10 protein-coding genes are annotated in these 18029 nt (G+C 44.0%); 6 read left to right on the forward strand and 4 right to left on the reverse strand.

Going from position 1 to position 18029, the window contains the following annotated elements:
• Nucleotides 1-190: 190 nt before the first annotated feature.
• Entirely contained in the window at nucleotides 191-2137 is a 1947-nt protein-coding gene (locus tag H6G96_RS24900; protein WP_190914492.1) for an amino acid transporter, read from the reverse strand.
• 611 nt (nucleotides 2138-2748) lie between these two features.
• On the opposite strand from H6G96_RS24900, the gene H6G96_RS24905 reads away from it, so the two are divergent.
• Together H6G96_RS24905 and recR are read left to right on the forward strand one after the other, a co-directional pair.
• Nucleotides 2749-3099 carry a histidine triad nucleotide-binding protein gene (locus H6G96_RS24905; RefSeq protein WP_190731152.1) on the forward strand — a complete coding sequence of 117 codons (351 nt, stop codon included), beginning with the start codon at nucleotides 2749-2751 and terminating at the stop codon, nucleotides 3097-3099.
• Nucleotides 3100-3264: 165 nt separating this feature from the next.
• Nucleotides 3265-3822, forward strand: coding sequence for a recombination mediator RecR (gene recR, locus H6G96_RS24910; protein WP_199339735.1), 558 nt, complete (start codon nucleotides 3265-3267; stop codon nucleotides 3820-3822).
• A 139-nt stretch (nucleotides 3823-3961) separates the two neighbouring features.
• On the opposite strand, the gene H6G96_RS24915 is transcribed toward recR, so the two are convergent.
• Nucleotides 3962-7822, reverse strand: a complete 3861-nt coding sequence (locus tag H6G96_RS24915; RefSeq protein WP_190914494.1) for a tetratricopeptide repeat protein — start codon at nucleotides 7820-7822, stop codon at nucleotides 3962-3964.
• Between the two features lie 197 nt (nucleotides 7823-8019).
• Nucleotides 8020-8706, reverse strand: a complete 687-nt coding sequence (locus tag H6G96_RS24920) for a hypothetical protein (protein ID WP_190914608.1) — start codon at nucleotides 8704-8706, stop codon at nucleotides 8020-8022.
• A gap of 374 nt (nucleotides 8707-9080) precedes the next feature.
• On the opposite strand from H6G96_RS24920, the gene H6G96_RS24925 reads away from it, so the two are divergent.
• Nucleotides 9081-11171, forward strand: coding sequence for a DNA polymerase III subunit gamma/tau (locus H6G96_RS24925; protein ID WP_190914496.1), 2091 nt, complete (start codon nucleotides 9081-9083; stop codon nucleotides 11169-11171).
• Nucleotides 11172-11244: 73 nt separating this feature from the next.
• On the opposite strand, the gene H6G96_RS24930 is transcribed toward H6G96_RS24925, so the two are convergent.
• Complete coding sequence (locus tag H6G96_RS24930) at nucleotides 11245-12651, reverse strand: glycosyltransferase family 2 protein (RefSeq protein WP_190914498.1); 1407 nt, start codon at nucleotides 12649-12651, stop codon at nucleotides 11245-11247.
• Between the two features lie 639 nt (nucleotides 12652-13290).
• Between H6G96_RS24930 and ebsA the strand changes: the two genes are divergently transcribed.
• The 3 genes from ebsA to ggt all read left to right on the forward strand — a co-directional run bounded on the left by ebsA (nucleotide 13291) and on the right by ggt (nucleotide 17877).
• A complete protein-coding gene (ebsA, locus tag H6G96_RS24935; protein ID WP_190731159.1) occupies nucleotides 13291-13665 on the forward strand; it encodes a type IV pilus biogenesis protein EbsA in 375 nt (124 codons plus the stop codon).
• A 294-nt stretch (nucleotides 13666-13959) separates the two neighbouring features.
• The gene (locus tag H6G96_RS24940) at nucleotides 13960-15879 is read left to right on the forward strand and encodes a GTPase family protein (RefSeq protein ID WP_190914500.1); all 1920 of its coding nucleotides are present in this window, start codon (nucleotides 13960-13962) and stop codon (nucleotides 15877-15879) included.
• Nucleotides 15880-16059: 180 nt separating this feature from the next.
• A complete protein-coding gene (gene ggt, locus H6G96_RS24945) occupies nucleotides 16060-17877 on the forward strand; it encodes a gamma-glutamyltransferase (protein WP_190914502.1) in 1818 nt (605 codons plus the stop codon).
• Nucleotides 17878-18029: the final 152 nt, after the last annotated feature.

Raw genomic sequence — 18029 nt, forward strand, 5'->3', positions numbered from 1 at the left:
TCCTGAAGTTATTTGAGCTTTACTATAGCCCAATACAGATAACACAGATACTCGTAGGTACACGACAATGCTTTGTCCCTAGCCAGTACTCATTCAAATGAGAATCGCTATAAATTTTCTAGCGTTGCAGAGAAAGCGCGATAATTTGGCAACTTCTAAAATTCCCCCCTGCCTCCGCTGCTCTTCTTTCTCACCCGCCGACATGAACGCCAGGACGCATCTGGGGATTCTTTTCAGCCCGACGGAGCACTTCACGGGTGACCACAGCAATATCGCCTTCCCCAAACAAGATAAAACGTAGTAAATATTGTATTGGGTTGCCCTCAGCCCAGCCGAAGTAGGCATGGGGAATCTTACCTGTTTGGTCACGAATATAAAGCAGTAAAGCCGCGATCGCATTAGGTACTGCTGCACTCTCAGCCCGGAGGATGCGATAATCACCAACTTGTACCCCTTTTACATTGATGACATCCGCAAACTCCGAAGCATCTGATACCTGAATCTCTAGAAAAAGAATTGGATCGTTGGGTGGAATATGATTATCCTCGCGTACCTCTTTCTCTTTCATAAAATATTCTAGGACATCGCCCTTATTTAACCGATTTGCAATCAGTCGTATTTCCCCTTGGCTCTCTTCGGCAAGAAATTGGCTAGCAAGTTCGTCAATTTCAATCCGCTCTGCTCGCAGTTCTGTTGAACGCCAAACACGAGAAACCAGCGAGGTAAAAATGATTGCACCGATGAATAACCCAGCGATCCTAATGCCTTCTGGTCTTTCGATGATATTAACAATAGTGGTGTATATAAATAGCAGTGTGATAATGCCAAAAACGAGTCTTGCCCGCTTCTGTCTGTGACGGTGGGCTGATAAGGTTACGGCAAAGGCGGCTGAGGTAATTAACACAAGCACACCAGTTGCATAAGCCCCACCTTGGGCTTCCACGTTTGCCCGAAAGATAATTGTGACAACAAAGGCGATCGCTGTGTAGACTAACACTAAAGGTCGCGTTGCTCGTGCCCAATTGGGTGCCATGCCATAGCGTGGTAAGTACCGAGGCACAATATTCAGCAACCCTGCCATTGCAGATGCACCTGCAAACCACAAAATGGAAATAGTACTTAAATCGTAAGTTGTGCCAAAGCCATCGCCTAGATATAGATGTGCCAGGTAGGCAAGGGCCCGTCCATTGGCTTTGCCCCCAGATGCAAATTCTGCGGTTGGAATCAGTAGAGTGGTTATAAAGCTGCTGGTAAGCAAAAAGAAGCTCATAATTAGAGCAGCACTGGTAAGCAGCTTGCGTGTATTCCGAATCCGCCCTTTGCGATGCTCTTGAGTATCGCTGCTGTTACCTTCAACAAGGGGCATAACGGTCACGCCAGTCTCAAAACCTGACAATCCTAGCGCTAGCTTGGGAAATATAAGGAGAGCTATGCCGATTAGTAGAAAAGGATTGGAATTGCGTGTAAAAATTGCAGTCTGCCAGTTAGCGATCGCTTCTGGGTGAGTTAAAATCTGATACAAACCGACGCTAGTCACAATGAAGTTTAACAGCAGATAAACTCCCACCAAAAATACTGCAATACCAATCGCTTCTCGGAAACCTCTCAAGAAAACTGCGCCTAGTAATACAACTAATATCAGGGTGATTGCGATCGTCTGATTGTGAAGCCAATGTGGGGTAAGCGGATTTTCGATAATATGGGCTGTGGCATCGGCAGCTGACAAGGTAATGGTAATAATAAAGTCAGTTGCCACAAACCCGAGCAAGCATAGCACAAGTAATTTGCCTTGCCACCAAGGGAGCAAACGCTCTAACATTGCGATCGACCCTTCACCATGAGGGCTTTCGGCAGCAATGCGCCGATAGATTGGCAATGCTCCAAAGAGCGTCAGCAAAACTAGAATTAAGGTAGCTAAAGGAGAAAGAGCGCCAGCCGCTAGTGCTGCAATCCCAGGTTGATAGCCAAGGGTTGAAAAATAATCTACACCAGTCAAGCACATCACCTGCCACCAAGGATGTTGGCGATGTGGTTCTTCCTTGCGGTAGGGGCCTTCCTTTTCTCCTCGGTCTTCTTCAAGCAACCAGTGGATTAACTGGCTACTAAGCCGTTTTGTTGAAACAATTGATTTAGCCATCAAATACGGTTGTGTTGCAAAAGTTGGCTTTGTGGTTTATGAAAATTTTCAACTACAAAGGTATAGCACTATCATTGTAGATTAAGCATACTGTCCTATTGACAAAATAATAGTAGTTCTTCGTAGACATTTGGCGTATCAATATCAATATATCTATTGCAACTTATGGTATGTAAATAATCAATATTGTTGGGTATGTTTTTTAATTAACACCTTAGGACCTTCAAGCTCCATCAGTTATAAAGAAAAGGCAATGCTAGGTAAGGCAGGTACGTAATTAAAAACTTTCTCCTAGTAGGTTGTTTTAAAAGCCACGGAAGGAATAATTTTGGTATTTTGACTTAGCCATTTTGATGTTGTAGAAATTAGCAAACAGCCGAACATTATTCATCTTTTGCATAGGCTGGATTTCGATAGCATTGAGAATTTTATACTTTAAGCGAGCCTATAAATATTAATAATGTCAGATTGTAATTATTGTCTGGATAGTGCGGTTGTACAAATATTATCTATGGAAAACTTTATCACAGAAAAGAGTATTTTGTTGTGTAGATGATCTAGTCAGCACAATAAACATTTAAAATCTCTAGCAGATGAGTAGGTAGATTGGTATGAGTGAAACTACAGAAACGATTTTCAGCAAAATCATTCGGCGGGAAATTCCCGTTGATATTGTTTATGAGGATGATTTAGCCCTGGCATTCAAAGACATCCACCCCCAAGCGCCTGTTCACATCCTCGTCATTCCCAAAAAACCCATTCCCACACTAGCTGATGCTGAATCTCAGGATCATGCTGTATTGGGGCATCTTTTGTTAACCGCCAAACGTGTTGCAAAAGAAGCTGGACTGGAAAACGGTTATCGAGTTGTCATCAACACTGGTGATGATGGTGGCCAGACAGTCTACCACTTACATCTGCATATTTTAGGAGGACGGCAGTTGAGCTGGCCGCCTGGTTGATAAAACCATAAAACCTGATGAATTGTGTCTCTAGATGCGATTCATCACTAAATCATCAACGCTCCCTTCCAAAAGTCTGTAGGAATGTCATCATAGTTAAGGTAAAAACATTCTGGAGATAAGACAACGGTTTACGCACGCCCTTTAGCACGGTTAATTGAGCAATTGCAACGCCTACCAGGAGTTGGTCCCAAATCTGCCCAACGACTGGCTTTGCATATTTTAAAGCGACCAGAAGCAGAAGTAGAAGCTTTAGCACAAGCGCTGATTGAGGCAAAAAAACAGATCGGCTTGTGTTCTGTTTGCTTTCACTTGTCTGCTGAACCTGTTTGTGAAATCTGCCGCAATGCCAACCGTGACAACAATACTATCTGTGTCGTAGCAGATCCTCGTGATGTGATTGCGCTGGAGAAAACCCGCGAGTACAAAGGCAAATATCACGTTTTGGGTGGGGTAATTTCGCCAATTGATGGAATTGGGCCAGAACAGTTGACTGTACTGGCTTTACAGCGCCGAGTGAGTCAGCAAAAACCTCAAGAAGTGATTCTGGCAATTAGTCCGAGTATAGAAGGGGAAACAACAACCCTGTATATCGGTCAGCTATTGAAACCATTTACCAAGGTAACGCGGATTGCCTTTGGTTTGCCTGTAGGTGGTGATTTGGAGTACGCCGATGAAGTGACCCTGGCAAGGGCATTGGAAGGACGCAGGGAGCTAGATTAGGCTTAATTAAGGGTTATAAACCAATACGCAACCCAACAAAGACCGGAAATGTTGGGTTACCATGCAGGGATCTTGCTACGTTCTTCAACCTAACCTACTAATTATTATTTATGAATTATTTTGACTAAGTTTCAAAAGATTAATTCGGCTTACCTGTAATCGTGAATGCTGCCCAGTAGTAAGGATGATTATAAAGATTTTTATCTGATGCCATTTTACTATTTCTATATACTTGTGTCGCTAAATAAGTTTGAATTCGTAATTCTTCAGGATGCAGATTATTCAAGATATCTTCATACCATTTTGTCAGTTCCCCAGCAGTTAGTTCTTTCAGCCATTGTGTTGCCTCAGCTAAGGCAGTAACTGCTGATTTATTAGGCTGTAATCTTCTATAGAACTCTATCATGATCAAGGCGCTAGCCGAAGATTCTACACTCCAAAGAGTACTCACTACATGAGGAACACCCTGACTCACAAAACCAGTCACTAAACTTATATATTCGCTGCTGATAGTGTGCTTGCTAGTACTTAAATTTTCACAGGCAGATAGAGTAATAAGGTTGTAACTTGCTAGATTTTGTTGGCAGATTTCATCTAGAGTAAGTCTGTCTTCGGCTGCTAATGCTAATTCTGATTTTTTAGGTTCAGCTAAATTATTAGTTACACGACCCGTAAAATGAAAGATGTTGTAATTATCAAAAAAGGCATTTTCGACAATCTCTTTTGTAGCTTCTACTCCCTGAATTCGTTGGATATTATTGAACATCTGGCTAACAACTTCAGACTCAAGTTTGGCAAATTTAGGTGTGGGAGAACCTGTACTCTCGGGATGTTCAACACTTAGCAATAATTGATTTTGCCACTGCCAAATATCTTCAGTTCTTATTGATAAACCTATTTGGGCACTAGGTAGATAGGTAACAGCGAAATTTGACTCCACATTCGGCAATTCTTCCTGTGATGGGGAAGAAAGATGGAAAAGGGTATGAATGGGCAATCTGTACAAATCACGGTGTGGAATTAAAACCAGTTGGGTGATGCCTTCGAGTTCCTGTGCAATTGTGGAAATATTCAAGATTTCATACAGTTGCAACAGCTTGTATTCCATATCAACTCGCCAAGAATGCTGACTTTTACTTTCTTTATCTTGGGCCGTGGTGCGATATTCTTGATATTGTTGCTCCCAATCTTCTAGCCAAGTTTCAAATTCAATTAGGCGTTGCACTGCTTCAGGTAAGGGTAATTCATTTAGAAGAATTGCATCTTCTCCTAAAGGTATTGCCCCAGTATCTTGCATGGGTGTAAATAGGAGGATCGGTGATGGCGCTTGGTCTTTGAGAATGAAGGTATGTAGGGCAACTGGACTAATATGCCAGTAAATAATTGCTGTTGTGGGATTGAATAGTTGTTGAATTGCCCCATAATAAGGTGAGTAAATATTATCATTCCAGCCAGAGAGCAGCCAGTTTAAACAAGCATTTTTACCTTGTTCGGCAATTTCCCAAGCTTCAACTAAATCACCGGACTCTACGGCTAAATCAACTGCCAATTGGCCAAAACCTGCAAATTTTAGAGCTAGCTGTTTTTTACTTTCGTCTGAGCGAGTTTCTTCACTCAATAATTGTCGCAACAAATCTGTACCGCGTTGCAGCAATTCTTGAACTTGTGTTGTTTGTCCCAAACCCATCAGCACTTTGCTTAGAGATTGTAAAACTTCTAGGTGGAACTGGGGAAAATACTCTAGTGTCAGGGTTAACAGCGCCTGATGGTACTCAGATGCAGCTTTGCGCCAATAATCGCGGGGATTAGTATTCTTTTTGCCTTGGTCGTAGTAAGTATTACCGATCGCAAAATGCAATCTACCCCAACCTTCTGGGTGGGTATCTGTTCGCAGATGCTTTAACCCTTCCTCGTAGCTGGCTAATTTCCCTTCGTAGCCGCCCTGTTGTAAGGCGGGATTTGTCGCTGTTATACTACTCGAAATTAGCAATGCGTCAGCATCTACTAAATTAGCGATCGCAGTTCCCCGACCAATCCAAGCTTCCCAATAATCTTGTTTAATTTGCAAAGCACTGTCATAACAGGCGATCGCTTCAGCAAACTGTTCTAAATAAAACAATGCTACTGCCTGATTATACCAAGCTAGGTGGAAGTCGGGTTTAATGGCGATCGCTTGCCGATAGGAGGCGATCGCTTCTTGGCGGCGGCCTAAGTTGTCTAACGCTATACCCCGGTTGTACCAAGCTAAGTAGAAGTCAGCTTGAACTGAAAGGGCTTTATCCCAAGAAGCGATCGCTTCTGACCATCTTCCTAAATTAAACAGCACTACACCCCGGTCTATCCAAACTTCGTGATACTCTGGGTTAATTTCTATAGCTCTGTCGTAAGATATAATCGCCTCTGTAAATTGTTCGCCGACAGCTAGGGCTATGCCTCGGTGATACCAGTTTTCCTGGTCTTCTGGTTCCAAATGTAGCGCTTGGTCATAACTAGAAATAGCTTCCGGTAGCCAACCTAACTTCAGCAGTGCCAAACCCTTGCTAGCCCAAGCTTCTTGGTAATCTGGCTTGATTTCTATGGCTTTGTCAAAAGAAGCGATCGCTTCTTCAAAATATCCTAATTCTCCCAGAGTTCCACCCCGGTTGTACCAAGCTTTGTAGAAGTCGGGCTTCAGTTGTGTGGCGGTTTCGTAAGATGCGATCGCTTCATCAAAACGTTCTAAATGGAACAGCGTCAAGCCTCGGTTAAACCAATATTCTGAAGATTTAGGTTGAAGTTCAATAGCTTGATCGTAAGATGCGATCGCACCTAACAAATCACCTGTTTTCGCTTGGCTTAGACCTTGGTAAAACCACCCTTGAGCGTTGGTAATCGGATTATCGCTATGTCGCTCAATAATACCTGGGGAACTTGGGGTACTACCTTGAACAGCCAAGTTAGAAGCAAGTTGCTGGATTAAATTGGTACTTTGATCCAACCTTACCCACAACTGATCCAGGGTATAAGCCACATTTGCCTCTAAATGCGTCAGAGTGTTATCCCAGGTTTCTTCCGAGGCAGATGTTGTTAATTCAGTTCTTTGCCTAGTGGAAAGGAGATTTGCTCTTGTTGTAATTGGAGTAACCTCCTCTTCATCGCCGAACTTTAGCTGGGCTAATGAGGTGATTGAATCTTCGGCTGCGGGGAGAGGGAAATTTTCGAGGATCGTGGTTTGGGTATCTTCCCTTTCAGACTCCAATGCCATTTCCTCTAAATTCCCGGACGATATTTCCTCAAAAGTGGCGTTTTCAGGCGCTGGCTTTATTGGTTCAATATCTGGCAGATCATATTCCCATAACTCTTCACCTAAGCTACGAATTAGCTCTTGTCCAGGCGAAGTTAAGAGAATTTCTTCATCGGTTGTGATTTCGACAACATCTGGCTCATCATAATCCCATAATTGCTCGCCCAAATTGCGAATTAGTTGTTGCCCAGGAGTGATTTCTATGACATTTGGCTCATCATGCTCCCATAACTGTTCGCCCAAATCGCGGCTTAGTTCTTGCCCAGGAGTAGTTTCTACCTCTTCTTGCGTCTGATTGTCCTCATACTCTATCTGTGTAGGTAAGTTTTGCATCAGCCGGATGCCAATGTCATAAGCAACATCGCCAATTCTGCCAACACCAAGTTCCCCCAATTGCACCATCTTTGTTGCTAAAAGAGGATCTGGTGTAGGTGAAGCTAGCAAACTTTCGCCAAACATCACCAACCAATCTATCCAGCGTTCAGGCGGAACCCGATTTTCGATTCGTTGCAGAAACCTCAATGCCCACTGTCGTCCTCGTGCTTGATGCACGCCTTCTAACAATTGGATAAATAATTGTTCCAGATCCGCATTGGTTAGTTCTGGTAGTACCTCCACCAGATTGTGTCCTCTCGCACCCTTGAGAGAATTACCCTGCTTACTTTCAAGGAGGCGCTTTAAAAACCTTTTAAGCGACTGCGATATCCGCCTGAGCATCTGCCACACTCTTGGATTTTGTTTTTCTAGATTGTAGCCATCGTTGTGTTAAAAAAATCATCAATTACGTAAAAATCCATTAGATCAGGACAGCGCTTTCGTCGCAAATTAGCAAAAAATATACCAAACTACAAGAGCATAGCATTACAACGTTACAATTCCCAGATTCAACTCTTGAGTTTTGCTTTGCGAAGCAGTTAATTTTCTGTTTGCTCTGTAGTCAATTGACCAGCAGGATATAATTGATTAATCAATGCCTGGACAAGCACTTGTGGGTCATCTGTCTCAACGCCAAGCTGTTGAGCAATCTGCTGGCGTAAGTTTTCATCCTGCTGTAACATCACAAACAACTCTTCTAGGGTGACAGTTTGGTATTCTCCTTCTGGAAGGTTTTCTGGCGCATCTGCTGACTCTGATATTAGGGCGGTTGGCTCAGATGGCAAAGTTGTGCTGAGAACATCTGGCCCTTCATATTCCCAAATTGGCTCACCTTGATTGCGTGTCAACAACTGCATCCCAATACTATAGGCAACATCTCCGATTTCTCCGATGCCCAACTCACCCAGTTGCACTAACCGCGCAGCTATTTCATTATTGGGCGTGGGTGATGCCAGCAATCTTTCACCCAAGCGCCCTAACCACTCAACCCAGCGTTCAGTTGGGATGCGATGTTCAATATTATGCAACCACTTCCGGGCCCACTCTTCCCCTCGTGCTTGATGTACTCCTTCCAACAGTTCGTTAAAGAGAAATTCCAGATCCGTATCGCTTAGGGGTGGCGCTGGTTTTCTTTCCACATTCCCCCTAGATTTTGAAACAGTCTGTTTTCCACCAAACAAGCTCTGAAAAAGCTTTTTAAACCATTGAAATAGCCGCTTGAGCATCTGCTGCACCATCGAGTTTTGCTTATCCTAAAATTGTAGCGATCGCACTAGGCTATGACGCTAGTTCATTCAACAAAATGTATAGTCATTAGTCAAGAGTTATTGTCCCCTGTTTCCTCATCTCCCTACCTCATTGATAGAACAAATGTACTAAATGCTATGCTATAATTCCGATATATTGATGTTGAAATCATAGTAAAAAATATGATCTAGTTGCTTGCTCTCCTGAGTGCCAAAATTGACGGCATTAGTTGAGTGTAAGCAGTATGGCGGCATCGATAAACAAAGCAGGTACGAGAGTTTAAAATAATTGAATCCCAAACTCGACTCGGTGCTAGTAATTAACTTTGAAAGGCATTGAAGTCTATTTTTCCATGTCTTACGAACCCCTGCACCACAAATATCGTCCCAAAAGTTTTGCTGAACTAGTGGGCCAAGAGGCGATCGCTACTACCCTCACGAATGCGATCGGCACATCCAAAATTGCCCCCGCCTATTTATTCACTGGGCCTAGAGGTACGGGGAAAACTTCTAGTGCCCGGATTCTGGCTAAATCTCTTAATTGTCTCAAAAGTGACAAGCCTACTGCTGACCCCTGTGGCGTATGTGAAGTTTGTCAGGGGATCACTAAGGGCTACGCCTTAGACATAATTGAAATCGATGCCGCGAGTAACACTGGTGTCGATAATATCCGCGAGTTGATTGAAAAAGCCCAGTTTGCTCCTGTGCAGTGTCGCTACAAAGTTTATGTAATCGATGAATGCCATATGCTAAGTACCCAGGCATTCAACGCGTTACTTAAAACGCTAGAAGAACCACCGAGGCACGTAGTTTTTGTGTTGGCGACAACAGACCCGCAACGGGTATTACCAACAATTATTTCACGCTGTCAAAGGTTTGATTTTAGACGCATTCAATTAGAGGCGATGGTTCAGCATTTAAGTGCGATCGCATCTAAAGAAAATATTCATATTTCACCCGACGCTGTAACCCTGGTAGGCCAACTTGCTCAGGGAGGGTTACGAGATGCCGAAAGTTTACTTGACCAATTGGGCTTGTTAGCGGGTGAAGTTACACCGGATAGAGTTTGGGATTTGGTGGGGACAGTAAGCGAACATGACTTGTTGGGCCTTTTAAATGCGATCGCTCAAGATAAACCCGAAGCTGTTCTAGACTGTACCAACAAAATTCTAGATCGTGGTCGAGAACCCCTAACTCTTCTGCAAAATCTTGCCGCCTTCTACCGCGATTTACTCATTGCTAAAACCGCACCTAATCGTCATGATTTAGTTGCTTGTACTCAGCAAACCTGGACAGCGCTGGTTGAGTTTGCTCAATACTTCGATATGAGCGCGATTTTGGCAGGACAAGAACACCTGCGAAAAGCGGAAGTGCAAATTAAAAATAGCACCCAGCCGCGTTTGTGGTTGGAAGTGGCATTACTAGGATTGTTACCCAGTGCGACAAATATTCAGCTACAAACCCCAAGTGTCGCGCCGCGAGTTAACATACCTGCTGTATCTCCAAGATATCCTCCAGCAGTTACCCAAAATCATGTAATCTCTCCTTTACCGGTAGCTGAACCGCAAACAAATCATAATTCTGCGCTTCTGGGCGAACAACAAGGCTCAGTGGCTACAAACCATCATCTAGCGACTGCCCAAAATCAGCCCGTCACTTCATCTCCCCCAGTTGAACGGCAAACAAATCACAATTCTGTTGCTAACTTAGTTTCACCACCAAGCCCAGAATCTGTAGCTGTTCCTGTGTTACCTGCGAATCTTGAACCAGTAACTTCAGAAGTTGTTGAGGAAGCAGAATATGACTTAACTCAGGTTTGGCAACAGGTGCTTGCTAATCTCCAGCCAAAATCAAGGCAAGAAATGCTGCGTCAAATGAGCCAACTCGTAGAGTTCGACGGTGTTGTGGCGCGAATTGCGATCAAACAGGCATGGTATGACAAGGGGAAATCTTATCTACCTATGATTACGGCAGCTTTCCAGCAGACTTTCCAGCGTGAAATCCAGATAAATTTAGAAAAAGGAAGTGCTTCAAACTCTACCTCAGCTAAAAAAAATCTTCCCCCAAAAGACTCTACTCGCCCTCAGCAGCCACCAACTCCCAGTTATAACCAGCAAATTCCGCCTCCAGCGCCAGTACCGCAGCCAGTAACTCCATCACCAGCACCACAAAAAACCGAGTTAGCAGCAAAGAACGGAAATGGTGTAAATGGAAATGATGTAAATGGAAATGGTGTAAATGGAAATGGGGCGAAAACTTTGCCTCCACCGCCACAGCCAACACCTACACCTGATTGGGAAGTTGATGAAGTAGCGATCGCAGCTCAACGTCTAGCAGAATTTTTCAACGGACAAATTATTCGTTTTGCAGAAGATTCACCAGAATTCTCCGATTCCATAACTTCAGCTGAATGGGTAGAGGAATCAGATGTGGATGATGAATAAAAAAATGCAAAATTACTAAAAATAATTTTGCATTTTAAATTTTAAATTTTAAATTTTAAATTCCCTAAAAGGGCTATTCCCCATTCCCCGTATGCAAGGTTTTCACCCATTTTAGCCGCTTTGGTCTTACCGACATCCGGGCAGTAGTACTGCTCATGACGACTAACCAGTGCAACATATATAAACTGCCACGCAGGGTTTGCACCAGCATCAGAAAATATGTAGAAGGTGAAAATTTCTGATCTTGACGTATACGCCTTAGACCTGTAAACATCCCGACCATCGACATAGTAACCGACAAGCCTGTGATGGGACTTAACATTGGTGGACGATGACGAGCGATCGCCATTAATAAATCTGGGACTGCTGCTGTCGGCAAGATATACATAATCAGCATAAAAATCAGCAAATCCCAGCTTTTGCGCCATCCCATGCGGTTTTTGAGAATTAAATCCCAATAATCGAGATAGCGCTGATAACCGCCTTCTGCCCAACGGTTGCGCTGATGCCAAAGTGCGATCGCACTTGTCACTCCTTCTTCTTGCACCGCCGGATGGAAAACACACTCAATGTCCCATTTATCCAAATGTAAACGGATTGTTAAATCCAAATCATCGGTAATGGTTTCCTCGTTCCAGCCACCGCAACTTTTCAAGGCTGAACGCCGGACAAATTGACCATTGCCCCGCAGTTCGCCAATACCACCAAGGGCAGTACGCTGTTGCTGGAACCAGGTATCAAGTGCCATTTCTGCCATTTGACCCTTAGTCCAAAAGTTTTCTTTAGCGTTGGCGATCGCTTTCCGCACCTGTACCGCCCCCACTTTTTCTCTTTGAAATAAAGGTATTACCTGTTGCAGCAAGTCTGGTGTAACTTGGGCATCAGCATCAAATACTGCTACAATGTCGCCCTTTGTCAGGGGCAATACCTGATTCAACGCCCCCGATTTGCCACCACTAGCTTCTGCTGAACGCCTTAGTACTTTCAGTTGAGCGTGTTTCTGTTCTAGTTCTGCTAATAAATTTGGTGTGCTATCACTGCTGTGATCGTCAATAATCCATACTTCGTACTGCCCACCTGGATATTCCAGATTACAAAGATTTTTGACTAATTTAGCAATTACTGCTTCTTCATTTTTCGCAGCCACTAACACAGAGACAGAAGGCAAATCTCCCTTTATTTCTTTTGGATAGCGACGGGATTTAGTAAACACTACCACCAAGGCATGAAATCCTAAAATGGTGGTCAGTCCTAGAATAAATATGGAAGCCCAAGAAACTAAATGTAGAGCGATCGTGCCACTCCAGACAACAGTCAAGACTAGAGCTGCTTTGCGTCTACGACCTTGAAACCGGGATGTTAGAGACACAGGATCTGTCTCTAGCACTGACTCCTCATCTACTGATAGGTCAGACAACAAGGAGTTGAACGGATCAAGCTCTTGATAAGAATCTTCTTCGGGCCAGGAATTCGCTGGCATAGGTTAGGTTGCTTAATTCAAAGACCACTATTTGTCTACAGTTAGTAATTTTACGGACAAATATCCCTAAGCTACTTTTCCCGATATTAATCGGAATGGGCAAACTGCAATACCCGCTATCCCTAAACCAAAAGCCGCTGGGACTAACTTTTTTGTCACCGCCACTCTGGGTAATTACCTCGAATTAACCACGTTTGCTACTCTTAGACAGAGGCTTGATTCCTTTGATAGCCACTTGGCCAGGAAGCTTGTAAAATGGCGCTTTCTCCAGTGAGAACTCCAGTTTGGGCAAAGTAATAGCAAGCTAGCAACAGCTAGTTTTTGGGAGAAACAGCAATAATAACATCCATAACTTTACATTGGGGATTTTTTATGTTATTGCGCCCAGCTTTGATAAAAGTTAATGCAGCCTTATTCTAACCGAAATTTTAATATTTCTTTGCAGTAACTTCATTTGTGAGACATGGGGCATTGGGAAGAGGAAGAGGCAGAGGGCAGGGAACAGAGGGGAAAGAGGTAATTTTTTATTCTCTCCCTTGCCCTCCATTCTCTACTGTGTGCTTTAGACACATCTTTTGGGAATACTACTAACATCCAATAAGATCCCCAGTTGCCAACTAACTTAAGGAATATTTAATAATGTCTATTGACCAACTCCAGCCTGCTACTCAACAGCAAGCCAGTGTTTACTTACCTTACGTTCAGGGCACTAAGCGCAATTTCTTACCTTATGCCATCAGTCTCTATCAAAAAGGGGTCTTGGAGGGACACCGCAAGATAGAGGGCAGTGAACATGTTCCCTTTGTCGCCTCCTGGAATGTTGCTACTTTACCCTCAGACTTAACCCGTTGCCGAATCCAGTTTGATGGCAACGCTGACTTGAGTTACGAACTGATGATGGCTAGTTTTGAGTTTATTAATTTTTTAATTGAACTTATGGATAACTATAAACGTCATCGTGCGACCGATTTTTCACAACCGTTTTATCGCAAACTACTGCGAATAGACGATTGATTAAACACGAGCCGAACTTTTGCCAGTTCGGCTCGTGTTTAGAAACATAACCTCCATTCCCTATGTTCGCCCCGCTACATGAACATGGGGAATGGGGGTTTTAATTTTTAACGTCGCGGAGCGTGATAAAGATAATCGCTCCTCAGATCCCAAAATATAATTAAAAAGCGATCGCACTCTAGTACTAATCCAACAATATCAAACATCCTGCCTAGATCGAAGACGATAGACTTTTTATAGAGTAATTTTTGCAAAAGCTCAAATTTCCCAACATTTCAAAGCAGGTATGGGGCAATGGTGCGATTAAAACCGTGGCAGTGGATAGTCTTAGCAATCCCGATCGCTTTCATCATCATTTTCTTACTGGTATCCGCCGGTTTACAGATCCATACGTGGGGCATTAATTGGATTTGGGGTGTATTCACCCTTTTATTTGTTGGTTGGCGTTGGCTGTTGGTCAAATGGACTCAACCAGCTGTTAACCAAGTGGAAGCTGTATTAACTCAAGTCCAAGAAGAACTGGAATCGACGGCAGAAGATACAGTAGGGCAACCACCAGTAGGAAGTGATGTTACAAAGCTTGCAGAAGCCGCCCTTCAAGAGATTCTGCAAGCAGCACAAAGCGATCGCCCGATTTGGGAAGACTGGGCAACGTTTTGGACGCGATGCCAAAATTTGGTGGTAGCGATCGCTCATATCTACAATCCTCAAATTCAATATCCTCTTTTAAATATTTACGTCCCTCAGGCTTACGGGCTGATTCGGGGAACGGTGGATGATATGGATCGGTGGATGCAAAAGTTATCGCCTATCCTCAATCAGCTAACGGTTGGACAAGCATACCAAGCATATGAGGTTTACCAAAAGTTGGAGCCATCGGCTCGGAAATTCTGGAAAGCTTGGAACTGGGCACAGTGGGTTTTAAATCCTGTGGCGGCGGTGGCAAAACAAGCCAGCAAGGGTTCTAGTAACCAGGCAACTCAGCAATTATTGGGGAATTTGAGCCAGTTATTTCGGGAAGCTGCCCTGAGAAACTTATGTCAGCAGGCGATCGCACTCTATGGACGTAGCACATTATCAGTTTCAGCAACCGTATCCACACCAACTCTACCCAAGGCAAAAACCCAAACACTCCGAGAAATCCTGACTCAAGCTCAACCAGCCGAAGTGGTTGAGCAAAAACCCGTGAATATTCTGCTGGTGGGGCGCACGGGTTCGGGAAAAAGTAGTCTGATTAACACACTATTTCAGGCAGATTTAGCAGCCGTTGATGTTTTGCCCAGTACCGATCGCATTCAAAATTATCAATGGCAAACTCAAAGTGGAGAAATCCTAACGCTTTGGGACACACCTGGTTATGAACAAGTCAACCGTGCTGATCTCCGAAACCTAGTGCTTGATTATGCCATCAACGCAGATTTGCTGCTGTTAGTTACCCCTGCCCTCGATCCTGCCCTACAAATGGATGTAGACTTTTTGCAAGATATGAAAGCAGAAGTTGCAGACTTACCAGCAATCGCGATCGTCACTCAAGTAGATCGTCTGCGTCCCATCCGCGAATGGCAACCACCTTATGATTGGGAATGGGGCGATCGCCCCAAAGAAATTGCTATTCGAGAAGCTACTGAGTATCGCGCCAAACTGCTGGAAACCTTCTGCAATCTAGTTGTACCTGTGGTTACAGGTGACAGCAAAACAAATCGAATCGCTTGGGGAGTAGAGGCGCTATCGTTGGGATTAGTGGACGCGATCGCACCTACTAAGCAACTCCGTCTCGCCCGCTTTTTACGTAACCTCGAAGCCCGCACCATCGCTGCTGCCAAAATCATCGACCATTACACTTTCCAGATGACAACAACACAGGGACTAACGGCATTGCTCAAAAGTCCCGTTCTCCAGTTTGTTTCTACTTTTTCAACGGGATCTCCAGCCCTAGCATATATGCTGGCAGAGCAAATTCCTGTGGAACAGTTGCCGATTGTGATTGGCAAACTCCAAATGGGATATGAACTTTTCTCGCTCTTAAATACAGGTAATCTTAACCCGCTCAACTTTGAATTGCTATCCCTCTGGCCGCTATTGCGGGAAAACTCTGCTTCACCAGATCGCAACGCCTGGGCATTTGGTCACGCCCTAGTGGAGTACTGGACTCAAAATTTAACGGTTGAACAACTCCGGGAGCGATTTGAGTATTATCTGTCGATTGCCAATTGAAGAAGGCAGGAGGCAGGAGAGAGAAGAATAATTTGATTTGTGAATCCTTGGTTCTATACTTCATTTAGCTGCAAACTGCTGTATAGAGGCAGGGGGCAGAAATTGGATAATTTATTTTTTGGAGTTCCCCAAGATTCTAAACATAAACAAGTATAAGATTTTAGGAAAAATCACATAAAAATGCTTACTGTTACTAAACTCAAGCGAATTGCGATGGCTATGCCTGCGGCGGGCATCGCAATCTTTTCTTTCACTCTCCTTGTTTACACCCAAGTTGCATCAGCCGCCTTAACTTTACCCCTACGCAGCAAAAAGGGAATGGTGGTTTCAGCCCATCCCTTAGCAAGTGAGGCGGGAATTTTAATCTTACGCAAAGGTGGTAATGCAGTAGATGCAGCTGTAGCCACAACCTTTGCAATCTCGGTAGTTGAGCCTTTTTCCGCAGGAATCGGTGGCGGCGGATTTTTGCTGATGCACTCTGAGAAAACTGGCGATATGAAAGCGCTAGATTTCCGCGAACGCGCACCCCTGAAAGCTACAAGAAATATGTATCTGGATGCAGAAGGCAAAGTGCGTCCCAATGCAAGTATTAATGGTTATTTGGCAGTAGGGACACCAGGAACTGTGGCGGGACTTTATGAAGTGCATCGTCGCTATGGTAAGCTTTCTTGGCAAGAGGTGATGAAACCTGCGATCGCACTTGCTAAAAATGGCTTTATTGTTAGTGATAGGGTAACTTGGCGTTCTCTGCAAGCAAACGATCCCCGCAAGGAAGTAGTTCTCAACAATCCAGCCGCACAAGAAATTTTCACTCGCAATGGTGAATTTTATAAACCAGGGGAGAAGCTAGTGCAGCGTGATTTGGCACGCACCTTAACAGCAATTGCCCAAAATCCCCAAAGTTTTTACACCGGAAGTATTGCTCGTGCGATCGCTTCTGATATGGTAAAAAATGGTGGTTTAATTACTCTAGAAGACCTCAAAGCCTATAAACCAATCTGGCGTACTCCCGTTTGTGGAAACTTTCGCAAAGCTAAAATTTGCTCAATGCCACCACCATCATCAGGAGGCGTTCATCTATTGCAGATTTTAAATATTATCGCTGATACTGATTTTAAATCTTTAGGATGGCATCATCCCGACGCTTTACATTTAATGGTAGAAGCAATGAAGATTGCTTACAGCGATCGCTCAGAATATTTAGGCGATCCCGATTTTGTCAAAGTTCCTGTACAAGAACTGCTCAGTTCAGCTTACGCCAAAAAACGCCGTCAAGAAATTAATATGCAAGTGGCTAGACCCTCGACCGAAGTCAAGCCAGTAGACAAAAAGACGCTACAACGTTTTACTCAAGCTAATATTCACAAATGGCAAGAAAATATCATCCCATCACGAAATCATACAAGCCGACATGAATCTCCTGAAACCAGTCATCTTACAGTTGTGGATGAAGAACGCAACGCTGTAAGTCTGACTTTCACGATTAATCTCAGTTTTGGTGCTGGTATCGTGACACCGGGAACTGGAATTGTTCTCAATAATGAGATGGATGACTTTGCTGTTGCACCAGGAGTGCCTAATGCTTTTGGTTTAGTTGGTAACGATGCCAATGCCGTCGCACCCCGTAAGACTCCCTTATCCAGCATGACTCCCACAATTGTCACAGAAAATGGTCATTTCCGAATGGCAACGGGTGCGCCTGGCGGTAGCACCATCATCACCCAGGTTTTGCAAGTCATCTTAAATGTGCTGGAATACAACATGGATGTTGGTACAGCTGTTTCTGTTCCACGCATACATCATCAATGGCTTCCAGATGAGTTACGCGTTGAACCCTGGAGTTTGGATGCTCTGACTATGCAAGACTTACGCAGACGGGGGCACAAAATAAAGGAAACTACTCCTTGGGGTAATAGTAACGCGATCGCTGTAACATCTGATGGAACTTTAGAAGGGGCGGCTGATCCTCGCGGTGAAGGTTCTCCCAGAGGTTTGTGAGCTAACAAGGGACTGGGAAGATGCAGAGAATAAGTAATGACCACATACTTCTCTTTTTAGGCTGTGCCCGAAGCGTAGCTATGCCGCAGCCTTTACGGCTTTGCTCAGTACAAGTGACCAATGACCAATGACTAATGACCAATGACTAATAA

Source organism: Nostoc sp. FACHB-892 (assembly GCF_014698795.1).
Taxonomy (GTDB): domain Bacteria; phylum Cyanobacteriota; class Cyanobacteriia; order Cyanobacteriales; family Nostocaceae; genus Nostoc.

Excerpts from the sequence above, each read along its gene's own strand:
- H6G96_RS24900 (WP_190914492.1), bottom strand. The coding sequence starts at position 2,137 with ATGGCTAAATCAATTGTTTCAACAAAACGGCTTAGTAGCCAGTTAATC.
- H6G96_RS24905 (WP_190731152.1), top strand. The coding sequence starts at position 2,749 with ATGAGTGAAACTACAGAAACGATTTTCAGCAAAATCATTCGGCGGGAA.
- H6G96_RS24915 (WP_190914494.1), bottom strand. The coding sequence starts at position 7,822 with ATGCTCAGGCGGATATCGCAGTCGCTTAAAAGGTTTTTAAAGCGCCTC.
- H6G96_RS24920 (WP_190914608.1), bottom strand. The coding sequence starts at position 8,706 with ATGCTCAAGCGGCTATTTCAATGGTTTAAAAAGCTTTTTCAGAGCTTG.
- H6G96_RS24925 (WP_190914496.1), top strand. The coding sequence starts at position 9,081 with ATGTCTTACGAACCCCTGCACCACAAATATCGTCCCAAAAGTTTTGCT.
- H6G96_RS24930 (WP_190914498.1), bottom strand. The coding sequence starts at position 12,651 with ATGCCAGCGAATTCCTGGCCCGAAGAAGATTCTTATCAAGAGCTTGAT.
- ebsA (WP_190731159.1), top strand. The coding sequence starts at position 13,291 with ATGTCTATTGACCAACTCCAGCCTGCTACTCAACAGCAAGCCAGTGTT.
- H6G96_RS24940 (WP_190914500.1), top strand. The coding sequence starts at position 13,960 with ATGGTGCGATTAAAACCGTGGCAGTGGATAGTCTTAGCAATCCCGATC.
- ggt (WP_190914502.1), top strand. The coding sequence starts at position 16,060 with ATGCTTACTGTTACTAAACTCAAGCGAATTGCGATGGCTATGCCTGCG.